Annotated in this window: 21 protein-coding genes and 1 riboswitch; of the genes, 1 reads left to right on the forward strand and 20 read right to left on the reverse strand. The window is 38.6% G+C overall.

All coding sequences use genetic code 11. From position 1 onward, the window contains the following. Positions 1–128: 128 nt before the first annotated feature. From uvrA to J0N78_RS02460, 8 genes are all read right to left on the reverse strand, one after another. Positions 129–3002 carry an excinuclease ABC subunit UvrA gene (uvrA, locus tag J0N78_RS02425; RefSeq protein WP_209121432.1) on the reverse strand — a complete coding sequence of 958 codons (2874 nt, stop codon included), beginning with the start codon at positions 3000–3002 and terminating at the stop codon, positions 129–131. A gap of 7 nt (positions 3003–3009) precedes the next feature. Beyond that, complete coding sequence (uvrB, locus tag J0N78_RS02430) at positions 3010–4986, reverse strand: excinuclease ABC subunit UvrB (protein WP_209121433.1); 1977 nt, start codon at positions 4984–4986, stop codon at positions 3010–3012. A gap of 381 nt (positions 4987–5367) precedes the next feature. Further along, positions 5368–6324, reverse strand: a complete 957-nt coding sequence (locus tag J0N78_RS02435; protein ID WP_209121434.1) for a nuclease-related domain-containing protein — start codon at positions 6322–6324, stop codon at positions 5368–5370. Positions 6325–6734: 410 nt separating this feature from the next. Beyond that, positions 6735–7598: a DUF5667 domain-containing protein gene (locus J0N78_RS02440; protein ID WP_209121435.1), complete on the reverse strand. Its 864-nt coding sequence runs from the start codon at positions 7596–7598 to the stop codon at positions 6735–6737. A gap of 33 nt (positions 7599–7631) precedes the next feature. Next, complete coding sequence (locus J0N78_RS02445; protein ID WP_209121436.1) at positions 7632–8180, reverse strand: hypothetical protein; 549 nt, start codon at positions 8178–8180, stop codon at positions 7632–7634. A gap of 21 nt (positions 8181–8201) precedes the next feature. Then, positions 8202–8285: riboswitch (cyclic di-GMP riboswitch) on the reverse strand. A gap of 422 nt (positions 8286–8707) precedes the next feature. Beyond that, positions 8708–9907, reverse strand: coding sequence for a PDZ domain-containing protein (locus J0N78_RS02450; protein WP_209121437.1), 1200 nt, complete (start codon positions 9905–9907; stop codon positions 8708–8710). Positions 9908–10159: 252 nt separating this feature from the next. Continuing rightward, positions 10160–11623 (reverse strand): S41 family peptidase, encoded by a 1464-nt coding sequence (locus J0N78_RS02455; RefSeq protein ID WP_209121438.1) that lies wholly within the window; start codon positions 11621–11623, stop codon positions 10160–10162. A 516-nt stretch (positions 11624–12139) separates the two neighbouring features. Beyond that, entirely contained in the window at positions 12140–12802 is a 663-nt protein-coding gene (locus J0N78_RS02460; protein ID WP_209121439.1) for a nitroreductase family protein, read from the reverse strand. A 193-nt stretch (positions 12803–12995) separates the two neighbouring features. On the opposite strand from J0N78_RS02460, the gene J0N78_RS02465 reads away from it, so the two are divergent. Next, the gene (locus J0N78_RS02465; RefSeq protein WP_209121440.1) at positions 12996–13328 is read left to right on the forward strand and encodes a winged helix-turn-helix transcriptional regulator; all 333 of its coding nucleotides are present in this window, start codon (positions 12996–12998) and stop codon (positions 13326–13328) included. Between the two features lie 98 nt (positions 13329–13426). Here the strand turns inward: J0N78_RS02465 and J0N78_RS02470 are convergent, their stop codons facing one another. From J0N78_RS02470 to J0N78_RS02525, 12 genes are all read right to left on the reverse strand, one after another. Further along, entirely contained in the window at positions 13427–14197 is a 771-nt protein-coding gene (locus J0N78_RS02470) for a M48 family metallopeptidase (RefSeq protein ID WP_209121803.1), read from the reverse strand. 12 nt (positions 14198–14209) lie between these two features. Continuing rightward, positions 14210–14542, reverse strand: coding sequence for a TM2 domain-containing protein (locus tag J0N78_RS02475; protein WP_209121441.1), 333 nt, complete (start codon positions 14540–14542; stop codon positions 14210–14212). A 286-nt stretch (positions 14543–14828) separates the two neighbouring features. Next, complete coding sequence (locus J0N78_RS02480) at positions 14829–16145, reverse strand: murein hydrolase activator EnvC family protein (protein WP_209121442.1); 1317 nt, start codon at positions 16143–16145, stop codon at positions 14829–14831. 41 nt (positions 16146–16186) lie between these two features. Further along, positions 16187–17080 (reverse strand): permease-like cell division protein FtsX, encoded by an 894-nt coding sequence (gene ftsX / locus J0N78_RS02485; RefSeq protein ID WP_209121443.1) that lies wholly within the window; start codon positions 17078–17080, stop codon positions 16187–16189. Further along, the gene (ftsE, locus tag J0N78_RS02490; RefSeq protein WP_209121444.1) at positions 17070–17756 is read right to left on the reverse strand and encodes a cell division ATP-binding protein FtsE; all 687 of its coding nucleotides are present in this window, start codon (positions 17754–17756) and stop codon (positions 17070–17072) included. Before ftsE ends, ftsX begins: the two co-directional genes overlap by 11 nt. Positions 17757–18311: 555 nt before the next feature. Next, the gene (locus J0N78_RS02495; protein WP_209121445.1) at positions 18312–19085 is read right to left on the reverse strand and encodes a (2Fe-2S)-binding protein; all 774 of its coding nucleotides are present in this window, start codon (positions 19083–19085) and stop codon (positions 18312–18314) included. Then, positions 19057–19878: an ABC transporter ATP-binding protein gene (locus J0N78_RS02500; RefSeq protein WP_209121446.1), complete on the reverse strand. Its 822-nt coding sequence runs from the start codon at positions 19876–19878 to the stop codon at positions 19057–19059. Before J0N78_RS02500 ends, J0N78_RS02495 begins: the two co-directional genes overlap by 29 nt. 14 nt (positions 19879–19892) lie before the next feature. After that, positions 19893–20936 carry a FecCD family ABC transporter permease gene (locus J0N78_RS02505; RefSeq protein WP_209121447.1) on the reverse strand — a complete coding sequence of 348 codons (1044 nt, stop codon included), beginning with the start codon at positions 20934–20936 and terminating at the stop codon, positions 19893–19895. Beyond that, the gene (locus J0N78_RS02510) at positions 20933–21940 is read right to left on the reverse strand and encodes a FecCD family ABC transporter permease (protein ID WP_209121448.1); all 1008 of its coding nucleotides are present in this window, start codon (positions 21938–21940) and stop codon (positions 20933–20935) included. Before J0N78_RS02510 ends, J0N78_RS02505 begins: the two co-directional genes overlap by 4 nt. A 79-nt stretch (positions 21941–22019) precedes the next feature. Beyond that, on the reverse strand, positions 22020–23045 hold the full coding sequence (locus J0N78_RS02515) for an ABC transporter substrate-binding protein (protein WP_209121449.1): 1026 nt from the start codon (positions 23043–23045) through the stop codon (positions 22020–22022). Between the two features lie 115 nt (positions 23046–23160). Further along, the gene (locus J0N78_RS02520; protein ID WP_209121450.1) at positions 23161–24777 is read right to left on the reverse strand and encodes an ABC transporter substrate-binding protein; all 1617 of its coding nucleotides are present in this window, start codon (positions 24775–24777) and stop codon (positions 23161–23163) included. 297 nt (positions 24778–25074) lie between these two features. Then, complete coding sequence (locus J0N78_RS02525) at positions 25075–25437, reverse strand: c-type cytochrome (RefSeq protein ID WP_209121451.1); 363 nt, start codon at positions 25435–25437, stop codon at positions 25075–25077. Positions 25438–25467: the final 30 nt, after the last annotated feature.

The following is a 25467-nucleotide window of genomic DNA, read 5'->3' on the forward strand; positions in this document are numbered from 1 at the left end:
TGGACCGAAGCGACCTCGAGCCGATGACACCTGCAGCTAGACAAGAAAAGCGGAAGCGCCCGGTCACCGACGTACGGACTGGACTGAACCGCAGGAGGTTTCAATCCTGTTCGGTTCAAATGCAGATCTTATTTTTTCAATAATTCTTTTTCCTTTACACGCGCTTCCATCCGCTCTTGATCACGTTCTAAAATCGGTTTTAAGTAATGCCCTGTGTATGAGCCTTTAACGGTAGCGACGTCTTCAGGTGTTCCAGTAGCGACAATTTCGCCACCTTTATCGCCACCTTCTGGCCCTAAATCAATAATGTGATCGACGGTTTTAATCACATCTAAATTATGCTCAATGACAAGAACCGTATCCCCGTTATCAACTAACCGTTGCAGAACATGTAAAAGTCGATCAATGTCATGAACATGTAAACCAGTCGTTGGCTCATCTAAAATATATAGCGTCTTACCTGTCGAGCGACGATGCAGCTGGGAAGCGAGCTTCACACGCTGTGCTTCTCCCCCAGATAACGTTGTCGCCGGTTGGCCCAGTCTCATATAACCGAGACCAACATCAGCAAGTGTCTCGATTTTTCGCTTAATCTTTGGGATATTCGCAAAGAACTCTAAACCATCTTCCACCGTCATTGCTAACACATCTGCAATCGTCTTACCTTTATACATGATATCTAGCGTTTCACGGTTATAGCGCTTCCCGTGACAAACTTCACACGGTACATACACATCAGGTAAAAAGTGCATCTCAATTTTAATAATCCCATCGCCACGGCACGCCTCACAACGTCCCCCTTTGACGTTAAAACTAAACCGTCCTTTTTTATACCCACGTACTTTCGCTTCATTCGTTAATGCAAAGACATCGCGAATATCATCAAACACACCTGTATACGTCGCCGGATTTGAGCGAGGGGTACGACCGATCGGTGACTGGTCAATATCAATGACTTTATCCACGTGTTCAAGCCCAGTAATTTCTTTATGTGCACCCGGCTTATCTTTCGCTTTATGCAGTCGTTGCGCCAATGATTTATATAAAATTTCATTAATAAGTGTACTTTTTCCAGACCCTGATACTCCGGTGACTGCTACAAAAATGCCTAACGGGATCTCCACATTGACTTTTTGCAAATTATTTTCACTCGCTGCTTTAATGGTCAACATGCGCCCATCCGATTTGCGTCTCTCGACAGGAAGCGGGATGAATTTTTTCCCAGACAAATATTGCCCTGTTAACGACTCAGCGTTCTCCATGATTTCTTCTGGAGTTCCTTGCGCCGTAACCGTTCCTCCGTGGACACCTGCTCCTGGACCAATATCAATAATATAATCAGCAGCAAGCATTGTATCTTCGTCGTGTTCGACGACAATTAACGTATTTCCTAAATTACGCATATGCTTTAACGTCTCAATTAAGCGATCGTTGTCCCGTTGATGTAAACCAATCGAAGGTTCATCTAAAATATAAAGGACACCCATTAACGAGGATCCAATTTGTGTAGCCAAACGAATGCGTTGGGCTTCGCCGCCAGATAGTGTTCCGGCCGATCGCTGTAACGATAAGTAGTCGAGTCCTACATTGATTAGAAAGCCAAGGCGTTCATTAATTTCTTTTAAAATCAGGCGAGCAATCGCAATTTCTTTATTGGTTAGTTCCAGTTGGTCAAAGAACAATTTGGCGTCTTTCACAGAAAGGGAGGTTACTTCACCAATATGCTTGCCACCAATTAAAACAGAAAGGCTTTCTTTTTTTAGGCGATTGCCTTTACATTTCGGACAATGGTGTTGCGCCATATACCCTTCCATTTGCTCCCGGATATAGTCGGATGACGTTTCGTGATACCTGCGGGCAATATTATTGATAACCCCTTCAAAAATAATATGATTTTCGCGAATTTGTCCAAACTCATTTTCATAGCGGAAATAAATTTTCTCCGTACCACTGCCATATAAAACTTTATTCAATAACGATTCAGATATTTGTTCAACAGGCACATCCATATCAATCCCGTAATGATCACAAACCGATTTAAGTAATTGCGGATAATATTGTGAGCTTGTCGGTTCCCACGGCGCAATCGCATGATCATTTAAAGACTTGGAACGATCCGGGATGACGAGGTCAAGATCGACTTCAAGCTTCGTTCCTAACCCATCACATGATGGACATGCCCCGTAAGGACTGTTAAAAGAAAACATCCGTGGCTCTAGCTCCGGAATTGAAAAGCCACAGTGCGGACACGCATGATGCTGACTGAAAAGAAGCTCTTCTTCCCCGATAACATCAACGAGGACACGACCATCACCTAGTCCTAGAGCTGTCTCAATCGAATCTGTCAGACGCGCCCCAATCCCTTCTTTCATGACAATTCGGTCAATCACCACTTCAATGCTATGCTTTTTATTTTTATCAAGCTGAATGTCTTCAGCAACTTCACGCATTTCGCCATCCACGCGAATTCGAACAAAACCTTGTTTTTTTATATCCTCCAACACTTTCACGTGCTCACCTTTACGGCCCGAAACGATAGGTGCTAAGATTTGCATTTTCGTCCGTTCAGGGTACTTCATTATCCGATCGACCATTTGTTGAACCGTTTGAGAACTGATTTCCACTCCATGCTTTGGACAAATCGGTCGCCCGATTCGCGCAAACAGAAGTCGCAAGTAATCATAAATTTCCGTGACGGTTCCAACCGTAGAGCGTGGATTTCGACTCGTTGTCTTCTGGTCAATTGATATCGCTGGTGATAACCCTTCGATCGCATCGACATCCGGCTTGTCCATTTGTCCAAGAAATTGGCGGGCATACGCGGACAACGATTCCACATAGCGTCGTTGCCCTTCTGCATAAATCGTATCAAAGGCAAGGGAGGATTTCCCTGATCCTGACAGTCCCGTTAGGACAACCAGCTTGTTGCGCGGGATCGTCACATCAATATTTTTTAAGTTGTGAGAACGCGCTCCTTTAACGATAATATTTTCGAGTGCCATCTTACCTTCATCCTTCCGCTTTTAGCTCTAAAATTAAATCACGCAATTCTGCTGCACGTTCGAAGTTTAAATCTTTCGCTGCGTCTTTCATTTCTTTTTCCATTCGCTCAATCATCGCATGGCGATCTTTTTTACTCATTTTCATCGTCGGTGCTGTAGTGTAAGTTTCATCCGTTTCTGCAGCGTATGTCGCTTGAATGATCTCTGGAATTTTCTTTTGAATGGTCATCGGTGTGATGCCATGTTTTTCGTTGTATTCTTCTTGAATTTTTCGGCGACGATTCGTTTCATCCATCGCAATTTTCATCGACTTTGTGATTTTGTCCGCATACATAATGACATGACCGTTTGCATTACGAGCCGCCCGGCCAATCGTCTGAATAAGCGAGCGCTCCGCACGCAAGAATCCTTCTTTATCGGCATCCAAAATCGTCACTAACGAAACTTCTGGAATGTCTAGCCCTTCTCTTAATAAGTTAATTCCGACGAGCACATCGAAGGTTCCAATTCGGAGCTGACGGACAATTTCCAGCCGCTCAAGCGTTTTAATTTCAGAATGCATATACTGAACGCGGATGCCGACCTCTTTTAAATAATCCGTTAAATCCTCGGACATTTTCTTCGTTAATGTCGTCACGAGTACTCGCTCTTTTCGTGCGACTCGTTCATTGATTTCCCCGATTAAATCATCAATTTGGCCTTCAATTGGACGAACTTCAATTGTAGGGTCCAGCAATCCAGTTGGGCGAATGATTTGCTCAACGACTATTGGCGTTTTTTCTAGTTCGTACGGGCCTGGTGTAGCCGACACGTAGACAATTTGATTCGTTTTTCCTTCAAATTCCTCAAACTGAAGCGGACGGTTATCTAACGCGGATGGTAAGCGAAATCCGTGATCTACAAGAACTTGCTTACGCGCCCGGTCTCCGTTATACATCCCGCGAATTTGCGGTAACGTCACATGCGACTCATCAACGACGATTAAATAATCATCTGGAAAAAAGTCGAGCAACGTATACGGTGTATCTCCTGCCTGGCGAAACGTCAGGTGTCTCGAATAATTTTCAATCCCAGAGCAAAAGCCCATTTCTCTCATCATTTCAAGGTCATAGCGCGTCCGCTGCTCGAGTCGCTGGGCTTCAAGGAGTTTGCCATTTTCATTCAGCTCTTTTAAGCGCTCCTCTAGCTCAGCTTCAATGTTCACAATCGCTCGATTTAGCTTTTCTTCACGAGTAACGAAGTGAGATGCTGGGAAAATCGCGACATGATTTCGTTCACCTTTGATTTCTCCTGTTAATGCATCTACTTCCGTAATCCGTTCGATTTCATCGCCAAAAAACTCAATACGAATACACTGTTCATCACGTGATGCAGGAAAAATCTCTACCACATCACCACGAACACGAAACGTACCGCGCGTGAAATTAATATCATTACGATCATATTGAATGTCGACTAAATCCCGCAAGAGCTCATTTCGCTCTTTTTCCATTCCTGTTCGAAGTGAGACGACGAGGTCACGATATTCTTCTGGAGAACCTAAACCATAGATACACGAAACACTTGCAATAATAATGACATCCTGTCGCTCAAACAGCGAACTAGTTGCAGAGTGTCTCAGTTTATCAATTTCATCATTTATACTCGCATCTTTTTCAATATATGTATCCGACTGAGGGACGTACGCCTCCGGTTGATAGTAGTCATAGTAGCTCACAAAATATTCAACCGCATTGTTCGGAAAAAACTCTTTAAACTCACTGTAAAGCTGCCCAGCTAATGTTTTATTATGAGCAATCACCAACGTTGGTTTGTTCACTTCTTTAATTAAGTTTGAGATCGTGAAGGTTTTACCTGTCCCTGTTGCCCCTAATAGTGTCTGATGAATTTTGCCTTCATTAATACCTTTGACAAGCTGTTTGATCGCTTCAGGCTGATCTCCTTGTGGTTGATATTGAGAGACTAACTGAAAACTGTGCTCCACGGCATGGTTCCCCCTTACATTTTAAGAAACTTTACTACCATTTATCGTCAAAACTGTATAGCAAAAGCCTAAGTTTTTGTTGTTGCCACACATTTACTCCTACACAATTGTGATCGTTTCAACTTATGTAAACAAACTTCTTTATTCTTTTTCCAATGTTTTCATTATACCACACAGCCACCACTTTTACACAATTTTAACGAACGTATATTCCCTGTTTTTTATCAACAGGGGTATTATAGTAAAAATTATCCAGGCGCTTGTCAAGAAGTGGGCATTTTGATGGAGTTACTTCTTCTTGTTGGAGAGATTTTAGATTGTTGGGAGAATTTAGATTGTTGGGGAGATTGTAAAATGATATTTGCTCGTTTAGGTAACTTACTAAGTTTCTGGAAAGTCTAACTTATATTTTCTTCCCTTTGTTTGACCTGAATGCTGAAGCGGGATTGAAGCTAATAGCTTTGAGGCAATCGATCGAGATGAAATGTGTAGAAATGATCTTAGCTCTTCGTTAGTTATTGTGCTTCCAATCAGGAGAGCATAGTCCTGTAGCGAGGGAATATAAGCGTTGCGGGAATGGTACTGACAATGAAAACAAATCCAATTGTTCCCTTTTTTAATCATCGGGATTTCAAAACATAATGGACAATGGACACCTGTAAGAATGTCCTCTTTATGGATCCCTAGCTTTTCGAGAATGTTATAGTTGGAAATGGTATGTTGTTTTATTAAAAATGAGGTAACTTTTTTTAATTCTTTTAATGTGGCGACTTCTTGTAAATTCATTTCAGCTATGCGTTTGATTTTATAAGGAAGTGCTGCGGAATGGATAACTGTATCTTTCGGGCCTCCCTTTATAATTGTCGAGGGATTACTAATAACAATAAAGGAAAAAATGGGGATCTGTGGCAATTTATTTTTTTTCAACCATCCTTCTAATTGGGTCTGCTGACGTTTGACTTGTAGGAGTGGATCCGGAAAACCCTCTTCTCTATCACTTGATTGACGGATCAACTGGTGAAAAGTTTGGTCAAAAATAAGTGAACCAGAAATATTCTTAACTTCGAGGATAATACAAAATGCTGGGGATATTATCAAAGTATCAATTTGAAAGTAGCGTTGCTCACTGTCGAGGATTCTGAGATCGTGTAAGATCAAATAATCGTGAGGTAAAAATGATAAGTGGAAATCAATAGCCTTTTCTCCATTGTAACCAGCTATACTTTTAGCCAACTCTTCTTCTATGTATTGCCGTTTGGGGTGGTTAGGAGCTAGTCGTCTTAGTAGTGCTTTTAATTTTAGTATTTTTAATGGTATTTTGCGATTTTTTTTAATCATAAAGTCACTCCCTTTACTCATTTGAGAGTAGATTCTGCGTGAAAACTATCAAATCCTTTAAGCAATTACTATTTTTATAGGTTTTTTCTATGGTGAAGTAGATTAGGAGAGAACGTATTTTCAATTTTTTGTATTTATCGGTCCAGATTTCAATTTTTTGAGCCGAATTTAGGATTTATGGTCCAGTTTGATCATTTTATTGTCCAAATTCCGACTTTTATTGTCCAAACTGTGACAAAATTGTGACAACACCCTCAAAATACACTTTTACATATTTTGTAATCAAAATAATTTATCCTATTCGTTGACTTGACTCTGTTCAAGCATCAACACATGCGATGTTTACTTTATTGGAGAAATTTAAAGCTCCCATCTTATTAGAATGGGAGCTTTTTTTCACGATATTCTTGTTAAGGTCGACCTGTTGTTTCAGGCTTATTCGCTTTACCTTCCTCTGCTCGCTCTTGGGCCTGTTCCTTCGCTTCATTCGCCTTCTCTTGCGCTTTTTCCTGTGCTTCTTTCGCCTTCTCTTGTGCTTTTTCCTGCTCTTCCTTCGCCTTCTCTTGTGCTTTTTCTTGCGCTTCCTTTGCACGCTCTTGTGCTTTTTCCTGTGCTTCTTTCGCCTTCTCTTGTGCTTTTTCTTGCGCTTCCTTCGCTCTCTCTTGTGCTTTTTCCTGAGCTTCTTCTGCTCGTTCTTGCGCTTTTTCTTGAGCTTCTTCTGCTTTTTCTTGCGCCTCTTCTCTAGCTTGCTCACCTTTCTCTTTTGCCTGCTCTGCTCGCTTCATCGCTTCTGCAAATCGTCGCATCGCTTTTTCTTTATTTTCTATCGCTTTTGCAATTCCTGCTTTAGCTTCTTCTGGAAGGTCTTCTCTTTCTAGTAATGCACGAAGGTTTTCGCTACGCTTCGCTATTTTTTCCGCAACAATCGCTTCGACTTCGCTGATGTCGTCACCTTTTGCCTTAGCATCGTCTAAGTTTTTCTCAACTTCGACAACATGCTCAGTATACTCTTCTAAAGTATTTTCAGCTGCTTCTTCATCTCCGCTTTCTAGCATTTCCTCAGCTTCAAGTAAGCGCTCCTCGGCGTATTCATCTTTAAGTAGTGCTTTTTCTAAACTATCTTCTGTCAGCTCATACTCAGCTTCTTCTATTAAGCGAGAAGTATCGTAAAGTTCAGATTCTGGGCTAACATATTCATTCTCAGCCTCTTCTGCATGGACGGGTGCCGCAATCAAAATTAAGCTTGCCACTGTTGCTACAATAAATTTTTTCATGTGATCGTACTCCTTTTTTAAATTAGTTTTGTTCTAAAACCATTCAATATGTCGCTTTAGCTCTTCCATTTTCTCTTGATTTGCATCAAAATCTTCAGCTGGCACCATAAATGTAATAATGCTTGTACCATTTTCACGCTGGTCAATATAAATATCGGAACGAATACTTTCTTTTCGATCAGACTGAAAGGCGAGATAATGCTCTGTTTCTTCTATAATCGTAGATTTTTTCAGTGCTGTCTTTAATTCTTTTTTAATTTCTTCTAGCTGCTTATTAGTAGATACAACGGTAATAATTGCTTTTGCCTGGTCGTTTTCAAACGTTACATTTACTGATTCATTGCCTGTTTCTTTCTTGAATTCCCAGTTAGAAGTTTCATAGACTCTGAACCCAGCTTCCGAATTTTCATAAAGCAGTGCTTGCACATCGTCTGCTTCGCTATGTACCTCAGCTTCTTCACCATTCTGTTCCTGTGAAGTGTCATTAGAGCCACATCCAGTCATCAGAAAAACTGAACAAAGGGAAAGAGCGAGAAATACAAATGCTTTCTCTCTAACTTGTTTACCTACTTTTTTCATCATGTCGATTCTTCTCCTTTTACGTATGGTAGCTGGCTAACATCGGTTATCCCTTTAGTCCCTATAGCTTTGCGTCACCACCTTTCAATGGTTTTGCCTTTTTCAGTAAATCATTCTATCTACCTATACGGTCACCCATTCTTTTTTTAGGGGGTCATTATAAAAAAATTTTAAACAAAATTAACGGAACTTTCTACTACATTTTTATCAAAGTTACTCACATACATATAGACTAAATTACTAGTAAGACTTGATAAACGGCAAAAAAGTCTTTCAACACGAAAAAAAAAAAAAAAACACAGCTACATTTTACGGCTGAATCACGTATTATACGAAAATTTTAATTTTTGTGAGTATCTATTTTATAGTTTACTTCCATAAAATAAAAAACCCCTCAGAGTTAGCTAATTAACTAGCTCTGTGGGACCTTAACTTCTATTACTTTTTCCACCCATTCACTTACTCGTATGACGGAAATGTACCAAATCTGTTCTCTATAGTAGAGTTCATGCCCATTTTGAAAAACATTTTTACACAACCGAATTTTGCAGTTCGTATTCTGCCTTTAATAACAATACGCCAAGCTGATGATGCTCACCATCGTAGAGTGCGGTTTGGGCAAAACGAATTTCACCGTTTTCATCCATGACCTCTAGTTTACAAAATGCCGAATTCCTTTGGAGTGCATCATAGAATTGAATTTGATCATTCACTTTTTGACCATTTACTTTTACAATTAATTCACCCACTTGCAACTGAAGCTTTGCTGCAGGTGAACGCGGGATAATCCCGAGAACCATAACGCCTGACTTTTGCGGGGTAAAATAACCCGTTTTCCTCTCATCTCTTTGTTTGGCCCTGAGCCAAATGAACTCTCTCCCTAAAATGGCTGCACTTGCAGTAATGAAAGCTATCCATGGATATAAGTAAGCAGCAGCACTCAACAAACTAATAACAATCCCTAGGACAATGACACGTGTTCCTATTTTTTGAATAAAAGGAGCTGGCATTGAACTTTTAATAAGTTGGTGAAAGCCGACGAGAAAAGGCACGAAAATAACGGAATACGAGCCCTGCTCTCCTATCGTTAGAACCGGCCAAAAGTCACTACTCGGTAAGACGCCATTCGGTAATAAAAGAAAAACAGGGACAAACCATAAACGCTTTGATTCATGTGCTCCGATCAGCTTGCCTCGCTTACTTTTCAAATATTTCGGTGACGTATTTTTATGGCCATTCGTTCGAATTAAAAAGCCTTCGCCAATCAAGAGTAGTGCCATTAAAATGACGGCATGAACGATCAAGCTTTCACTAAACTCAAACACAAGGTCCCCTATAAATGGAGCAGTGAATCCCAATGATCCAACCATAAATAACAACATTACAACCAAAACAAACGGAATGACATAAGACGGTGAAATCAACCTCACATGTGTAGTGGCAATGAATACCATATACAGTAGGGTTGCAAGGATAATAAATTCAACAGAAATGACAATCCCTAAACCAATCGCAACAAGAGATATTAGCATCCCCGTCACAATACCAGGTACTAATGAAATAACCGTTTCATCAATAAAATCATAAACCTTTGTGTGAAAATCTTTTCGTTCACGTTTTACCCGTGCAATTCCAATCAATAGCATCGTGAAAAAACCAATATAAAATAATGGATGTAAAAAGACGTAGCCAATTCCTTGAAGTAATGTAACAAACCATTCCATAATCATTTTCCTAGTCCTTCCCCCTGATGAATAAGAAAAGTGCAAACACCTTGGTCAGCCACGACAAGCGCTGGAAACTCCGACTAAAAAGTGAGTATTGACTAACGCAAGCAGAGTTGAAACGACCTCGAGTGGCTAGGCGATGGAGCTAGACATCCTCGAAATCTATACTTTCTTATTCTATCAGAAAAAAAAGTACATGCGTAGCCTACTTCGCCACACATGTACTTCGACAACAGCCTCGTATTTTCCTGCTTTTTACGAATTACTTTGTTTAATAATTAATTCAATAGCAGTTTGGAGCTGACGATCAGTTTTATCATCACGGACTACCTCACTAATCGCTTCGTGTATCGCAGATGCCGTTTTTTCATCAATAACTCCTGTAGCTTCTATGTTTTTCGTATTTTGAAAAGCAGTTACAGCTTGCTCCGTTTGTTTACTGAAGTAACCATCCGTACGACCAGGTTCAAAGCCTAAACCTTTTAACATAAGCTGTGCACTTCGGACTTGTTCGTTTAACATGTCATATGATAACACTTCCTTTACATATAACGGTGGCAAATAGAAAAACTCAGGCTGAGATACTTCAACAGTCGGTTCAACACCGACTTCATTAATAAAATTCCCATCTGATGTTAACCACTTAAATAGGGTCAGTTTGATTTCGCTTCCATCGCCTAATTTCAGCGCTTGCTGAACCGTTCCTTTTCCAAAGGTTGTCTCTCCAACAAGATCGTAGTCTCCGGCTTCCTTCAATGCACCCGCAATGATTTCAGACGCTGATGCACTTCCGCGGTCGATCAGACCAATGATTGGGTAGTCTTTCGCTTCTTCTAATGATGAGATGTAGCGTACTTTTTCACCCTCACGATTTTCAATTTGAACAATCGGTTTACCAGAAGGGATAACTAGTTTACCGATTTCTTCAGCGACATTTAGAAGTCCACCAGGGTTTCCGCGTACATCAATTATTAAACCAGCAATGCCCTGTTCCTCTAAAGCTAACAATTCACGCTCAAACCGTTCAGCTGTATCATTTGAAAACGAAGTAATTTCTAATACCCCTACATTTTTACCTTTATGCTCAATCGTCTTCGCACGAACGGTTTCATGTGGAATGACGTCTCGTACGACCGAAATCTCAATTAATTCTGAACTTGAAGGCCTTTCAATCGTTAATGATACACTTGTCCCTTTTTCACCGCGTATTTTTAAAACCGCGTCATATAAAGTCAATCCTTCAATACTTTCACCGTCAATTTCAACAATACGATCTTTTGGCATTAATCCCGCTTTTTCAGCTGGAGAATCTCGGATCGGTGAAACGATCGTCACTTGACCGTTCGTCATGCTTACTTCAGCACCGATTCCCTCAAAATGCGACTCGAGAGACTCCATAAATTGCGAAGCAGCTTCTTCATCCATATAGACAGAGTAAGGGTCCTCAAGCGCCCCGACCATACCTTTGATAGCTCCTTCTAGCAGCACCTTCTCGTCCACTTCGTTAACATAACGTTCAGTGATAAGCTCCATGGCGTTTAATAATTTGGTCGCTGCATCCATCTCCTCTTTCGTATCAACGGTTTCAGCTAACACAGGTTGCTTATCATCTCCAACCTCTTGATCGAACCCATTAATAAACACATACATACCACCTGCACCAATGACTAGTGAGATGATGATAGCGATTGCTAGTGTTTTTCCTCTAATATTGTTCATGTCTTCCACCTCTCTTGCAGAAAAGGCACCGCATCGACTAGATGCAATGCCCTACCATTCATATAGTTAGTATATGTTAGCCTGTACAATTTATGTTCTTTCCTATGTAATACTATACTATAAGCGAAAGCAAGAATAAAGTGAACCTTCTTTAACGATAATAACTTGTCATCAAAAATGGTTGTCCATAGGTTTCGAGCCATGAATAATATTTCCTAAAAAAACAAAGGGTGACTCACCCTGCCTGAACTCCTCGATCTTACCTATATATAATTACTACTTCAAATTACCGCAGCTATATTATAAGGTTGAGGTGCCAGACACTTAGATTAGCGTCACCCTACTTGTAACTAGAACATTTATTTAATTGAGTTGCCTTTAGTTTTATTGTTTAAGTGAGAGCCATCGCAGTTCCCTTGAGCATCTTTTGTATTTCCACATGCACATTTAGCCATTTTCTCACCTCCTTCAATTACTTGAAATAACTTAGTCGGGCAAAATAAAACGAATAACTATCTATTTAAAAATCTTCACTCGCTCTTCAACTGGCTTAAATTCTTTTGGGGATGCTTGTGCTGTTGGTTTACCGAATGGCATTTGAGCTGTTAGGTTCCAATGACTTGGAATATTCCACTCTTTTTTCACTTCATCATCAATGAGTGGATTGTAGTGCTGTAAGTTAACCCCAAACCCTTCTAGCTCTAACGATGTCCAAATGACATATTGAAGCATTCCATTTCCTTCACTAGACCAAATCGGAAATTTATCTTTGTACGTAGAAAACTGCTCTTGAAGTGATTCAATGATCCTTTGATCTTCAAAAAATAAAATCGTACCGTACCCGCCGCGAAATCCATCCATTCTCGCTTGAGTATCCGCAAAGTCTTCTGCAGGAACTATTTTTTTCAACGTTTCAGTTGTTATATCCCATAACTTATTATGTTGTTCGCCTAATAATAATACGACTCTTTGAGTTTGTGAGTTAAAAGCTGACGGCGTGTGCTTGACTGCATGGTTAATCACTTCTTGAATTCGTTGATCAGAAACGACTGCTTCTTTGCTAATTCCATAAATTGTCCGCCTTGCTTCTACTGCTGAATAAAAGTCCTTTGAATGGTCGTCGCCTTTAATTTCTGCTTTGGGAGATGTTTCCCCAAATAATTTTGTTAATAAGCCCATTTATAACACCTCTTTTTTTAAGTAAATTTATATTCCTTACTCTTAATGTAGTAGATTTAGTAAATTACTTACTTTATGTAAGTTAGTATATTTTAATAAATTAATTGTGTCAAGTAATTTTAAAACTTAAAGTAGCAGCATTACAGTTTTTGGTTCTTTTATGGTATGATAGAAGTATTAGGAGTGATGGAACATGAACAAATCGCAAATCTGTCCTAGATTCGAGGAAGCAATGAGCATTTTAAGTAAACGTTGGACTGGATTGATTATTTATCAATTACTTTCTGGGCAACAACGTTTTTGTACGATCGAATCCTCCATTGGAATTAGCGGAAGGCTTCTCTCAGAAAGATTAAAGGAATTGGAAAGTCACGGGATTGTTAAACGTGAAATTTTCCCAGAAACTCCTGTACGAATTGAATATTCTTTGACAGAAAAAGGGTTATCTTTAGAACCGCTTATGAAGGAAATTGAAAAGTGGTCTCAAACGTGGATAAACACTGATCATATAGTAAAAGACGAATAAAACCGCTTGTTGAATACAAACAAGCGGTTTTATTATTATCGGACGATGATCCAAAACGTTATTTCTTATCTATTAATACTCTTCACATAAAGTGAAACTTATCCTACTCTACTTAAACCATACATTTCAGGAAATGATTGGAGTTTATATATTTCCTTAATACGTAATGGCAATGGTGGATGGGATGAAAGAACGTGACTTAACCACAAAAAGAAGCCTGTTTCTTTACTAGCAGTATTCAAGTATTCTTCAATATGGACATCTTTAGCTAACCGTTTTCCTACAGCTAAAATAGCCAATGCATTAATGGATGCTTGCGAGTCCTTCGTATATGCCGTCGCAACTCTATCACAAGTATATTCACAAGCTCTTGAGTAGGCATTTCCTAAAAACGGAACCCAAAGAGCTGGAAGGATCAGTATGTTCTTTGATATATGCTTTCTTTTTAGATGAGCTAGTTCATGTGCAATTACAAAATCAAGCTCATTCGTATTTCCCTCTTCTACAATCTCTACAATATCAGAATATAAAACAACAAAATTCCGGCCAAAAAACCGAGTAGCAAAAGCATTTAAGATCCCGTCAGATTGAACAATATAGATTTCAGGAAAATCAGTTAGCTCCATGTCTAAACCTATTTCTCTAGCTCTTTTATAAATCTCAGGAAATTGCTTCTCTGTAAGCCTGACTCCATTATTTCTAATATGCCCTATAGAAATTCCATGTAAAAAGAATGTTATTAATACACCAATTAAAATATAAACAATACCTATAATAGATATGATTAGGGCTAAATATGTAGAAATACTTATTAATAAACAAAGGATATAGTATGATTTTTCGTTATCATGTATTAAACGCGGATTCATAACTGTCACTCTCTACTCCTGCCCAGCTGCTACTTCTCTTTTGTTTTCGCCCATTATTTTAATTTCATTAACGATTTGGTATTCAATCTCGCTGTTTTTCTTGTTGATCATTCCGTTGATTAGAAAAATATCGATGAGTGCCCAAATACCTAATCCACCAAATGTTAATGTCATCGCAATAGCTGATCCTGTCTTACCTAAGTAATAACGATGACCTCCTAGCCCTCCTAAAAAGAACCATAAGATCCAAGTAGTTGCCGAAGACTTCTTACGGTTATCCATCTCTGAAGCTAGTAATTGAAGTTGATGCGAAGATAAACCTTGTTTTAACGCCACATTATTCATAATAGTACCTCCAAATATTTGTAATTTCTTGTTCATTATAAAGTAAACAATACAATGGTACTAGTATTTTTTGTTTATAATATCAAAATTTGTAGATTTTAAGAAAATTTTAACTAAACCTTAACAATACCACTACTATATTCATGTTGACCGAAGCGACCTCGAGCCGATGACACCTGAAGCTAGACATCCTCGAAATCTATACTTTCATATTCTACTAGCAAAAAAGTCACCACATGTGACATTACATGTGGTGACTTTTTCTGAGCTATTTGATCGTTAACACTTATTGAATATATTTCAATGGGTTGACTGAATTAGACTTTGCTCCATTCCACGGGCCTTCATGCACTTCAAAATGTAAATGAGGCCCTGTTGATGCACCAGTTGAACCCATACTACCAACTTGTTGACCGCGACTCACTCGCTGTCCATTTGAAACCGAAATGGCACTCATATGAGCATAAAGAGTTGTCAAGACTTGTCCATTGACATTATGGGAGATCATCACTGTATTTCCATAACCATTCATATACCGAGCTGCGATAACCGTTCCGCCCTCAGCTGCATAAATGGGTGTACCTGTGCTGTTTGAAATATCGAGCCCATGGTGCATTTTTTTCACGCCAGTAATAGGATGAGTACGCCAACCGTACTGCTTTCCTGGAGATGAAGATCGACCACTTGCAGGTCGCATCAAGACGCCACTTCCACTTGAAGGTGCAGATTCAACCGAAGGTGAAGAATTACTTCTGCTCGGTTGTTCTTGTTGCTGCTGTTTTTGTTGCTCTAACTCTCGTTGTCTTTCTAGCTCTTTTTGTCGTTCGCGCTCTTTCCAAGCCTCAAGCTCTTGTTTTATTGCTTTTTCTTGCTGCGCTAATATTTGCTCTGCATCTTCAATTTCACCTAAATCAGCATGAAGCTCCTCACTTTGTGCAAGTAGCTTTTTCATAACTCGATCTTTTTCATTCTTTTGCTGCTCTAACGTTGCCATTAACTGTTCCAATTCGACAAGGTGATTTTCAAGCTTCACTAATTGTTCTTCAACTGCTGCTTTCTTTTCCTCTAGTAATCTATGATCCTCTAAATGCGCTTCTAAAATACTATGATCCTGTTGCGCAATCATGGAAAGTGCACTTAAACGATCGAGGAAATCACCGAAGCTTTTTGAACCTAAAATCACTTCGAGGTAACTGACACTACCTCCATTTTGGTACATCGTCCGCGCACGTTCTTTTAAAAGCTCATCACGCTCATCAATTCGTTCTTCGATAATTACAAGCTCTTCTTTCAGCAGCTCTATTTCTTCACGGATTCCCTCAACTTCTGCTTTCTTTTGACTAATTTTTTTATCCGTTTCCGCTACGTCCATATCTAGTTTTCTAATTTCTGCTTCAGTCTGTTTCTGTTCTGATTCAACTTCCTTTAGTTCAGCTTCTTTCGCTTCAGCTTCCTCTTGCTTTTCTTGGCGTTCTTGTTGGATATCTGAAATTTTATTTTCTAACGTTGAATTCGCCCAAACAAAATTAGGTCCAAAGCATGTAAATACTGTGCTTGTCGCTAAAACAAACGCTAACAAGACTAACGTACTTCTTCGCCTCATCCAAAAGTTCCTCCTCGCCCTTCTTTCGTTCCTAGATTTCATTACGCTTTTAAAAATTTCCGTACGCTCATCATACTTCCCCAAACACCAATAAACGCACCGATCACAAGAAGAATACCTGCCACTTGATAGATTGCTGGGAACACTGGGACAAGTTCAAAAAACATCACTTCTAATCTAGAACTCATAATCTCATAAAAATAAGAGTATCCAACAATGATAAGAACAATCGGTACTAATGCTCCAAATACGCCGATAAACAGGCCTTCGACGAAGAATGGCCAACGTATAAATCCATTGGTTGCTCCTACTAATCTCATAATCTTAATTTCTGGCTTCCTGGTAACAATTGTCATCTTGATTGTATTGGAAATGAGGAACATTGCCGTAAACATCATACCAGCGACTAATACGAGCCCGAATGTTCGCATAAAATCAGTTACCGCAAAGAGTCGATCGACGACATCCTTTCCATAATTGACGGTTTCGACATGTGAAAGTTCTTCGATTTTAGTTGCTACCGTTTCTGTTAACTGTGGTGTTTCTGCACGTACAACAAATTTATCATTAAATGGATTTTCTGAACGTAACCCTTCGAACACAGGTGCCATCTCATCCATACTATCTATAAACTGATCGAGTCCTTCATCACGATCGACAAACTCAATGCTTTCAACATATTGAACACTTTCGATATCTTGCCTTAATGCATCCTGCTGCTCTTTAGTAGCCGTTAAATCAATATAAACGTGAATTTCAACATCATCTTCAACTGTTGAGGCGAGATGGTTCATATTGAGAATCAATAGTAGAAAAATCCCAACTAAAAAAAGCATAATCGCTACTGCACTTATCGATGCAAAGGACATCCAGCCATTTCGGCCAAGATTTTTCATACCTTCTTTCCCGTGACGAGTAAGGGTTCTAAATTTCATAGCCGTAATTCCCCCTTACTTCATCACGAACAACACGTCCACCCTCTATCGCAATTACACGCTTCTTAATCGTATTTACGATTTCTTTATTATGCGTAGCCATAACGATCGTCGTCCCTCGATTATTAATTTCTTCTAGGGTGTCCATAATTTCCCATGCTGTGTCCGGATCCAGGTTACCCGTAGGCTCGTCCGCTATTAATACGCTCGGATTATTGACAATTGCCCGAGCGATGGCAACTCGCTGTTGTTCTCCACCGGATAATTCACTCGGGAGAAACCGTGCTTTATTTTTTAGTTTTACAATATCTAAAACTTTCATGACTTTTCTTTTAATGGTCGAAGGATTTTCTTCGATGACCTCTAGCGCAAATGCCACATTTTCATAAACTGATAGCTTTGGTAACAATTTGAAATCCTGAAAAACGACGCCAATGCTTCGGCGAACAATCGGTACTTGTCGATTTTTTACCTTCGAAAGGTTTGTCCCATTAATGGAAATATCACCTTTTGTCGGTTTTTCTTCTCGGTACATCATTTTAATAAAAGTAGATTTCCCTGCACCGCTAGGTCCCACTACATAAACAAATTCGCCTTTGCCTATCGATATATCAATCCCATTAATGGCACTAACACCATTCGGATACGTCTTCCATACATCTTTCATATCTATCAACACAATCACTTCCTACATCTAGTTGAGTTGCTCTTCCATTCATTTGATTATTAGAAACAGACGATTTTTCGCCAATAATAGAGAAAATCGTTGTCTTTTCTTATCTTTACACCGTAATAAAAATTTACATTTCTAAAGTGAAATAAAAGTCAATCATGCATATGAAGGACTCTACTCTCTGTTATTCTATGAGGATTGCTGTTGAACCATATTCGACAACCTCAATTTATGTCGTTTTTTCTTATCTAGTCCATTATAACACCATTACTTTTACATGGGGGTTGATTTTTATTACAATTTTATTTCAATGGATGGGAGATTGTGTAAATGTTTAAGGTTATTTCTATTAAATGAGGGAAGATGACTCCAGGTGAGTGTAAGTTAAAGAGGTTTTATCTTTTCTATTTCCTTGAACCTTGCATCGGCAGGGACCGTACATGCCGATGCATCAAGAAATAATCATTACTTTCATATTTCGGAGTGAATAAACATTAAATTTCCGACCATACTAATCTACTATTTCCCATCATATTGTGAGGAAATGATGGACCTTTATCATTTTATTTTTGGACATGTTGAACAGTATTTACCATTCGCCGCTACTTTGTAATAAAAACAGCATGTTTTGCGAATACGAACTGACTGGTCAGAAGTAGCAATCGTACATTTAGGGTTATTAAACTTTGCCAGTGGATTTTCAGTTTCTCCAAATAAGGAACCAGATGCGTCTTTAAGTAGATATTGATAATCATCATGAAGACGTGATTTCTGGTTTTCATCTGTTTCTCCACTAATTCGTTTCTCATACAGAGAATATACTCGAATAGCTGTATTTTCCCATAAAATAGACATAGGAACATTAGCTACATTAGAAATCGACCGCCATATTTTTACAAGATGCTCATTAAAAACGGTTTTAATAATTTCATCACGCATTTCATTTCGATTCTTATTAGTTAGTTCTTTAACTTGATAATCTTTTAAACTTATATATGATGACCAAGATTTATGATGGTTAGCCGATTCAATACAGCAGTTTCCAATTGATACATCCAACTTTTTATTGTACATCGTCATGGAATATAAGCTAGGAGCAACCGTTAAAAAGGCATACCTCTTTGAAAATTGTGATGCGGTAATCATCCTAGATGGTGATTGGAGTATTCTAGTTAATGAATCCAAATATTTTATACACTTTTCTTCGTCCAATAAATCTATCGATGGAATAGAATGAAATTGGTCAATTGATTTATTTATTCTCATACTAAAATTTTTTTTTAAGTACTCTAGCTCTTCTTGTTTAAACGACGGCCACATTATTTTTTTCACCTTTTACCTTTCTCCCTCTTCCATGTGGGATACATAATGGCGTACCGAACAAAGGATCAACCGTTATAATGCATTCCATTCCAAAAACAGATTGAACCATTTTACAAGTTACAATTTCCTCTGGTTTTCCTTGAGCAAAGATGTTTTTATCGTGAACCGCTACAATATGATGAGCGTATCGGCAAGCCAAATTCAAATCATGAAGAACCATTACAATTGTTCGATTCTCCTTCTCATTTAAATCAAATAGTAAATCGAGTATCTCGATTTGGTGACTCATATCTAAATAAGTTGTCGGTTCATCCAAAAGCAAAGTTTCCGTTCCTTGGGCAAGAGTCATTGCAATCCATACTCTTTGACGCTGTCCCCCAGACAAAAAGTCAACAGGGACATCTGCAAATTCTAACAAATTCGTAGACTTCAAGGCGATATTAACCATTCGTTCGTCTTCTTTAGACCATTGATTTAACCAAGTTTGATGAGGATACCTACCTTGCCTAACTAATTGATGAACAGTCAATCCTTCCGGTGCAGCAGGCCCCTGTGGAAGAATAGACATTCGTTTTGATATTTCTTTTGTTGGGACTTTAGCAACATCTTCTCCATCCAAAAGCACAGTGCCTGAACTAGACTTTAATAATCGTGCCATTGTTCGTAGAAGAGTAGATTTCCCGCAGCCGTTACTTCCAATTAAAACCGTTATTTTTCCCTTTGGAATTTTCAAATTCAAATTTTCTATTATGGGCTCAGTTCCATAGGATATTGTCAGTTCTTTTGCCTCCAAATCCCTCACATTTTACCTCCTTATCAAAATTGATTTCTATTCTTAAATAATAAATAAAGAAAGAAGGGTGCCCCTACGCCGGCAGTAAAAATTCCAGCAGGGATGTCCAGTGGATAAAAGCTTGTTCGAGCTAGCATATCAGCGATAAATACAAGTAGACTCCCAGTTAGCGCAGAAACGATAATTAAACTACCAAAAGGGCGACCAACTAACTTTCTAGCGATATGAGGTGCAATTAGACCTACAAAACCGATTGCTCCAGCTATAGACACAGCAACACAAGCTAACATTACACTAAATAGAAGTAATAAAAACCGGTTGCGTTGAACAGTAACGCCTAATCCAGCAGCAACATCATCACCTAGCTCCTGTAAATTAAGACTTCGAGCTAAATAAAGTACAATTGGAACAACTATAAAAACGACTGGCACTATAATATTGAGGTCCGTCCATGACGCACCATAAACACTACCTGTTAGCCAAATATAAGCTTTCCCAGCTGAAAAAAAAGGACTCATAACAAGCATTAATGTTGTTCCAGCACCCATTATGGCGGACATTCCAATCCCGATTAGTACAAGGCGAATCGGAGTAACACCCTTTTTCCAAGATAATAGATAAATTATTAGAGAAACAATAATAGCACCTGTAACCGCAGCAAGTGGCAATAATTTAATACTTACTATTCCTCCTAGAAACGTTATAAAAGCGACAGCTGCGACCGATGCACCACCTGTAATTCCGATAATATCTGGCGAAGCAAGCGGATTCCGAATAATCCCTTGTAAAATCACACCTGATATACCTAAAGCAGCACCAACAAATAAAGAAACAAGCACCCTTGGTAATCTTAATGTTTGGATAATATAATCATATTCACCAGAACCACTTCCTATAATAGTTCTAATGACTTCTACGGGAGAGATGACTGTATTACCTAAACTCGTACCTATTACCCCAGATAGGATTACTAAAAGAGAAAGAAAAATAATGACTATCACTGACTTGGTTTCAACCTGTACAGAAATGAATTCATTTTTATCACGAAAAGTTATATGTTTACTCATATTTTTGTCACCCCTTTACGGGCAATGTACACAAAAAAGGGGCCTCCAATAAAAGCCGTCATAACACCGATTGGTATCTCTTGTGGCATAATAACCAATCTAGCGACTACATCCGCAGACAATAATAAAACAGCTCCTAACATTGCAGAATAGGGTAGAATCCAACGATAGTCGTTCCCAACAAATGCACGCGCTATGTGTGGAATTACTAGACCAATAAAACCAACAGCACCAACGACAGCGACTGAGCTACCAGCTAACAAAACAACAATAATACCCATCATACATTTCACTAAAACAATATTTTGTCCCAACCCTTTTGCAATATCATCGCCAGTTGTGAATAGATTAATTACTCTCCCCATAAACATAGACACGATCCCAGCTACGATAATAAAAGGTAACACAGGAATCAACATTTCAAGTGTGCGGCCACTAACTGAACCCGCTAACCAGAACAATACATCTTGCATACCCGTTTCATTTAATACCAAAATTGCTTGTGTCATGGAAGCAAAAAGAGCGGTTATTGCCGTACCGGCTAATACAATTTTTATTGGAGTCAATCCATCTCTACCAATGGAACCTAAAAAATAAACAATAATAGCAGATAGAGCCGCTCCTAAAAAGCCAAACCACATTAAATGAATTAATGATGAGATCGAAAAAAAGATAACTGCTAACACAATAAAAAATAAAGCACCCGCATTCACTCCAAAAATACTAGGAGATGCCAAAGGGTTTCTTGTTAAGGCTTGCATTAACGCCCCTGCAATCGCTAAGCTTGCCCCCACAACTGTTGCAATAACAGCACGAGGTAACCGTTCGGTATGAATAATCATATGCTCAATTGAGCTTGTTTCATAATATAAAAAGGCTTCAAATACGCTCTCTATTGTAATAGCCGTTCTACCAAAAACAATGCTTGAAATAAACGAGCAGATAAAAAAGAGTAATATAAAAAATAAACCTGATACTTTCATTTTGTTATTCGAAAAAAACATATTCTCACTCTTTCATGAAATGATAGATAAAGAGAGAGGATGATAAAATGAAACTTCAACATCCACTCTCGCTATCTAACTAGTTTTCTAATTCGAAAATTCCATACAAATCATCTAACATCATATTTGCTGTAATGTACCCTCCAGCACTGTTCCATTTAACTTCGTCCACCTGAATGACTTGATCATTTTTAACAGCATCTAGATTCTCCCAAAGTGGATGATTGGTCCATTCTTCATACGTTTTTTGGATCGCTTCTGTATCAGTCCCAGAATTAAAATTAAAAATCATATCTGCATTCATATCCGGGATAGCTTCTTTCGATGTTAGTTTTATTCCCCACGTATCTTCGTCATGGCCTTCGGGTCTAGTAAATCCAAGCTCATGTAAAATATTACCTGCATAACCCATGTAAAAAATACGTGCATGATCTGCTCTAAAGTTTGTGATAGCTACTTCTATTGGTAATCGGTCACCCATTTTTTCTTTAAAATCAGCTACTCGATTCTCCCAATCAACCAACAATTGATTTGATTTATCCTCCATATTAAGAGCTTCACCCATTAATTCAACTGTAGTTTTCCACTCATAAACTTGCCCTCTCATAACTGTAGGGGCAATCTCAGATAGTTGTTCATAAATATCTTCATGGCGTGTCATGGAAGCTATAATTATGTCGGGCTTAAGCTTATGGATCTCCTCTAAATTAGGCTGGGTTTCCAATCCAAGCAACTGAACCCCTTTAAGATCATCCCTTAAATATTCATAAATGGGCTTCTCCACCCATGATTCAACAACCCCTATAGGCTTCACTCCTAATGCAACTGCAACATCGGTAGCACCTTGGTATAGAGTAATAATTCTTTCAGGTGTACCATTAATTTTAGTAGAACCCATTGCATGCTCAATCACTCTAACATTTTGATTTTCGTTTGTTTGTTTTTCACTATTTTCCTGAACTTCTTCTTTCGTTTGTTCTTCAGTATCCTCTTGATTACCACTAGGAGTTGCTCCTGATTTCTCATTTGATCCACAACCAGCAACTAGTAACATCAATAACAGAATTGCTGCTAGTATAAATAATGTTTTTCTTGTTCTGAACATTTCTTTCTCTCCCTTTTTCTATTCAATAATTGATCCTTATTGATATTGATTTTCATTATTAATGATTAGGAATTTTCAACCTCATGTTAATGGACATTTAAGTCTACTATTTGTACTATTCCGTCAAAAATAATTGATTTAGTTTATTTAAAAACAGATTATGTGATAGGGGATTATAACTCGTATAAAGATGCTGGCTATCATACATACAATAAACGTTTCCATTCCTAACCGCCTTTAAATCTTGCCATAGCTTGTTTGTAAAAAGCATTCTCACTTCTTTTCGGATCGCTTCGTCCGTATATTCCGTACCATCGTGTTTATAGCTCGTTAAAAGGATCCGATCCGCATCGAAATTAGATAGCTCTTCTAGACATATTTCTCGATAATGGGCGATATCGCCAACATTCTTAGGAACATTTAACTTTAAATCCCTATAAAGAACCGTTCCCATATTACGTTGACCATACACACACATCTTTCCTTTTCCGACCCCAACTATTAAGATAGTTTCATCTTCAATTTTATTTTGGATTCCCTTACCAATCATTTCAGCTTTTCTATCATAATGTTCTAACCAGCTGTTTGCTTTTTTTTCTTTACCTACAATCTTTGCAATCATTTGAAAGAGTTCTCGCCAGTCGTGGGAAAATGGGAGGGTGACGGTCGGAGCAATTTGGTCAAATATTTTCTCTTTTGGAGATTTATCAAAACTTTGGTAATCTCGCGTAATGATTAAATCCGGATTGGCTGTCATCAGCTTCTCTAGATCCGGCTCAGAGTCACCAATTGCAATTGTATTTTGGAGTTGGGTTGTAATCGGATAGGCTTTATTGATAACAGCAGCGTATGGTTCGATGCCAAGCGCCATTAAATGACCTGTTGATAAATGTTTAAGTGAAACAATTCGATTCGAATATTTAAATTTTTTTATGTAAATGGTTGGTGAACATCCTGTTACCGCTTTAAACTTTCGACTAAAATAAAATTCATCACTGAAACCGACCTTGTGAGCTATTGAACTTAATTTATCCTCAGTGAGGACAAGCAGCTGCTTTGCTTTTTTGATACGTATGTCAGCTAAATATTCCATTGGACTTTTCCCAGTCTCTTTCTTAAAAGCACGTGAGTAATAATCAGTACTTACCCCGGCAATATCAGCAAGATTTTTTCGTGTAATATTCGAGCAGTAATTTTGCCCCATATACTCTTTTGTAAGAGTTATCGCCTTGTTCAAATCCTTCTTTTGGTTATGAATGGCATCATTGAATAGAAATAACATCATTTCTTGAAAGATAATATTTGCAGACATAGGTCCCCATACATCCTTACTATGGAACTTCCTATCAATGTCATAAAGCTTATCAATCAAAACGTGAAAGTTTTTGATTGATAACTCAACCGGACAACCTATCTTTCCTGGAGTATAGGCGTGAGTATCTACAGCCTGAAGAGCGTGAAAACGCAGCTGAAAATAATCACATGTGTAATTAGAATCTATAAATAGCTTTACTTTTGCATCAGGCGATAATAAGAAAATATTTTGCCTTTGTAAGGAATAACTTCTTTCATTGATAATAATGTCTCCTTTGGCCTCTTTAAAAAGCAAAATTACATGCGATAAATTATTTTGTTGTTTAAGCAAGGACTGACTTGAATTTACATGTTTAATATCTTCCAATTTATAAATATAAGACGCTAAATGGTCAGAGAGAGATTTATCGTCATTCATTGGTTTCACTCCTTCTTATGGACCGATTTTATCAAGTTATTATTTACTGCTCCTACACTCGACCTTATAATGATAATCATTTTCAATTACACTACTATCTTATCAATACTTATAATCAACGTCAATCAATGAAACACTTTACTACAAGTAAACCAACTATAATCCATTTGCCAATATCACAAAAACTAGGTAAATTCCAGCAAAATAACTATAAGAGATCTTCGTTCCACTTTATCGCCCCAACAAAAAAAGACTCCTCCGTTACATGAGAGAAGTCTTCTTTTACAATATCAGTTCTTATTGATCGGCTAGCCAAGCTGCAAGGTTTTCTGCTTCAGCACCTTCCACAATGTTGGGTTGCATTGGGCCCTTTCCTTCCCCTAACACGTGAATGATTTCGTCATACGTGAAAGCTCCACCAGCTAACTTAGGACCAACACCACCTTCAAGGTTTCCACCGTGACAGCTCATACAGTTTGCCTCATACGTTGCTTCAGCAGCTGCTGCATCATATGTACCGCCCGCTGTTTCTTCTACTGGAGCCTCTTCTTCTGCTGGTGCTTCTTCTGCTGGTTCGTCAGCAGGTGTATCTGCACCGCCACCACATGCTCCTAAAACTAAGATAGACGCCCCTGTTAATGCCATTAAAAATTTTTTCATGAGCAAAGACCTCCTTACTCTAGCATATTT

It is taken from the genome of Alkalihalobacillus sp. BA299, from assembly GCF_017745675.1.
Lineage (GTDB): Bacteria > Bacillota > Bacilli > Bacillales > Bacillaceae_F > Alkalihalobacterium.

Excerpts from the sequence above, each read along its gene's own strand:
- J0N78_RS02450 (WP_209121437.1), bottom strand. The coding sequence starts at position 9,907 with ATGATTATGGAATGGTTTGTTACATTACTTCAAGGAATTGGCTACGTC.
- J0N78_RS02470 (WP_209121803.1), bottom strand. The coding sequence starts at position 14,197 with ATGAATCCGCGTTTAATACATGATAACGAAAAATCATACTATATCCTT.
- ftsX (WP_209121443.1), bottom strand. The coding sequence starts at position 17,080 with ATGAAATTTAGAACCCTTACTCGTCACGGGAAAGAAGGTATGAAAAAT.
- J0N78_RS02445 (WP_209121436.1), bottom strand. The coding sequence starts at position 8,180 with ATGATGAAAAAAGTAGGTAAACAAGTTAGAGAGAAAGCATTTGTATTT.
- J0N78_RS02455 (WP_209121438.1), bottom strand. The coding sequence starts at position 11,623 with ATGAACAATATTAGAGGAAAAACACTAGCAATCGCTATCATCATCTCA.
- J0N78_RS02510 (WP_209121448.1), bottom strand. The coding sequence starts at position 21,940 with ATGTTTTTTTCGAATAACAAAATGAAAGTATCAGGTTTATTTTTTATA.
- J0N78_RS02440 (WP_209121435.1), bottom strand. The coding sequence starts at position 7,598 with ATGAAAAAATTTATTGTAGCAACAGTGGCAAGCTTAATTTTGATTGCG.
- J0N78_RS02475 (WP_209121441.1), bottom strand. The coding sequence starts at position 14,542 with ATGAATAATGTGGCGTTAAAACAAGGTTTATCTTCGCATCAACTTCAA.
- J0N78_RS02525 (WP_209121451.1), bottom strand. The coding sequence starts at position 25,437 with ATGAAAAAATTTTTAATGGCATTAACAGGGGCGTCTATCTTAGTTTTA.
- J0N78_RS02465 (WP_209121440.1), top strand. The coding sequence starts at position 12,996 with ATGAACAAATCGCAAATCTGTCCTAGATTCGAGGAAGCAATGAGCATT.
- uvrA (WP_209121432.1), bottom strand. The coding sequence starts at position 3,002 with ATGGCACTCGAAAATATTATCGTTAAAGGAGCGCGTTCTCACAACTTA.
- J0N78_RS02520 (WP_209121450.1), bottom strand. The coding sequence starts at position 24,777 with ATGAATGACGATAAATCTCTCTCTGACCATTTAGCGTCTTATATTTAT.
- J0N78_RS02505 (WP_209121447.1), bottom strand. The coding sequence starts at position 20,936 with ATGAGTAAACATATAACTTTTCGTGATAAAAATGAATTCATTTCTGTA.
- J0N78_RS02460 (WP_209121439.1), bottom strand. The coding sequence starts at position 12,802 with ATGGGCTTATTAACAAAATTATTTGGGGAAACATCTCCCAAAGCAGAA.
- J0N78_RS02480 (WP_209121442.1), bottom strand. The coding sequence starts at position 16,145 with ATGAGGCGAAGAAGTACGTTAGTCTTGTTAGCGTTTGTTTTAGCGACA.
- J0N78_RS02435 (WP_209121434.1), bottom strand. The coding sequence starts at position 6,324 with ATGATTAAAAAAAATCGCAAAATACCATTAAAAATACTAAAATTAAAA.
- J0N78_RS02515 (WP_209121449.1), bottom strand. The coding sequence starts at position 23,045 with ATGTTCAGAACAAGAAAAACATTATTTATACTAGCAGCAATTCTGTTA.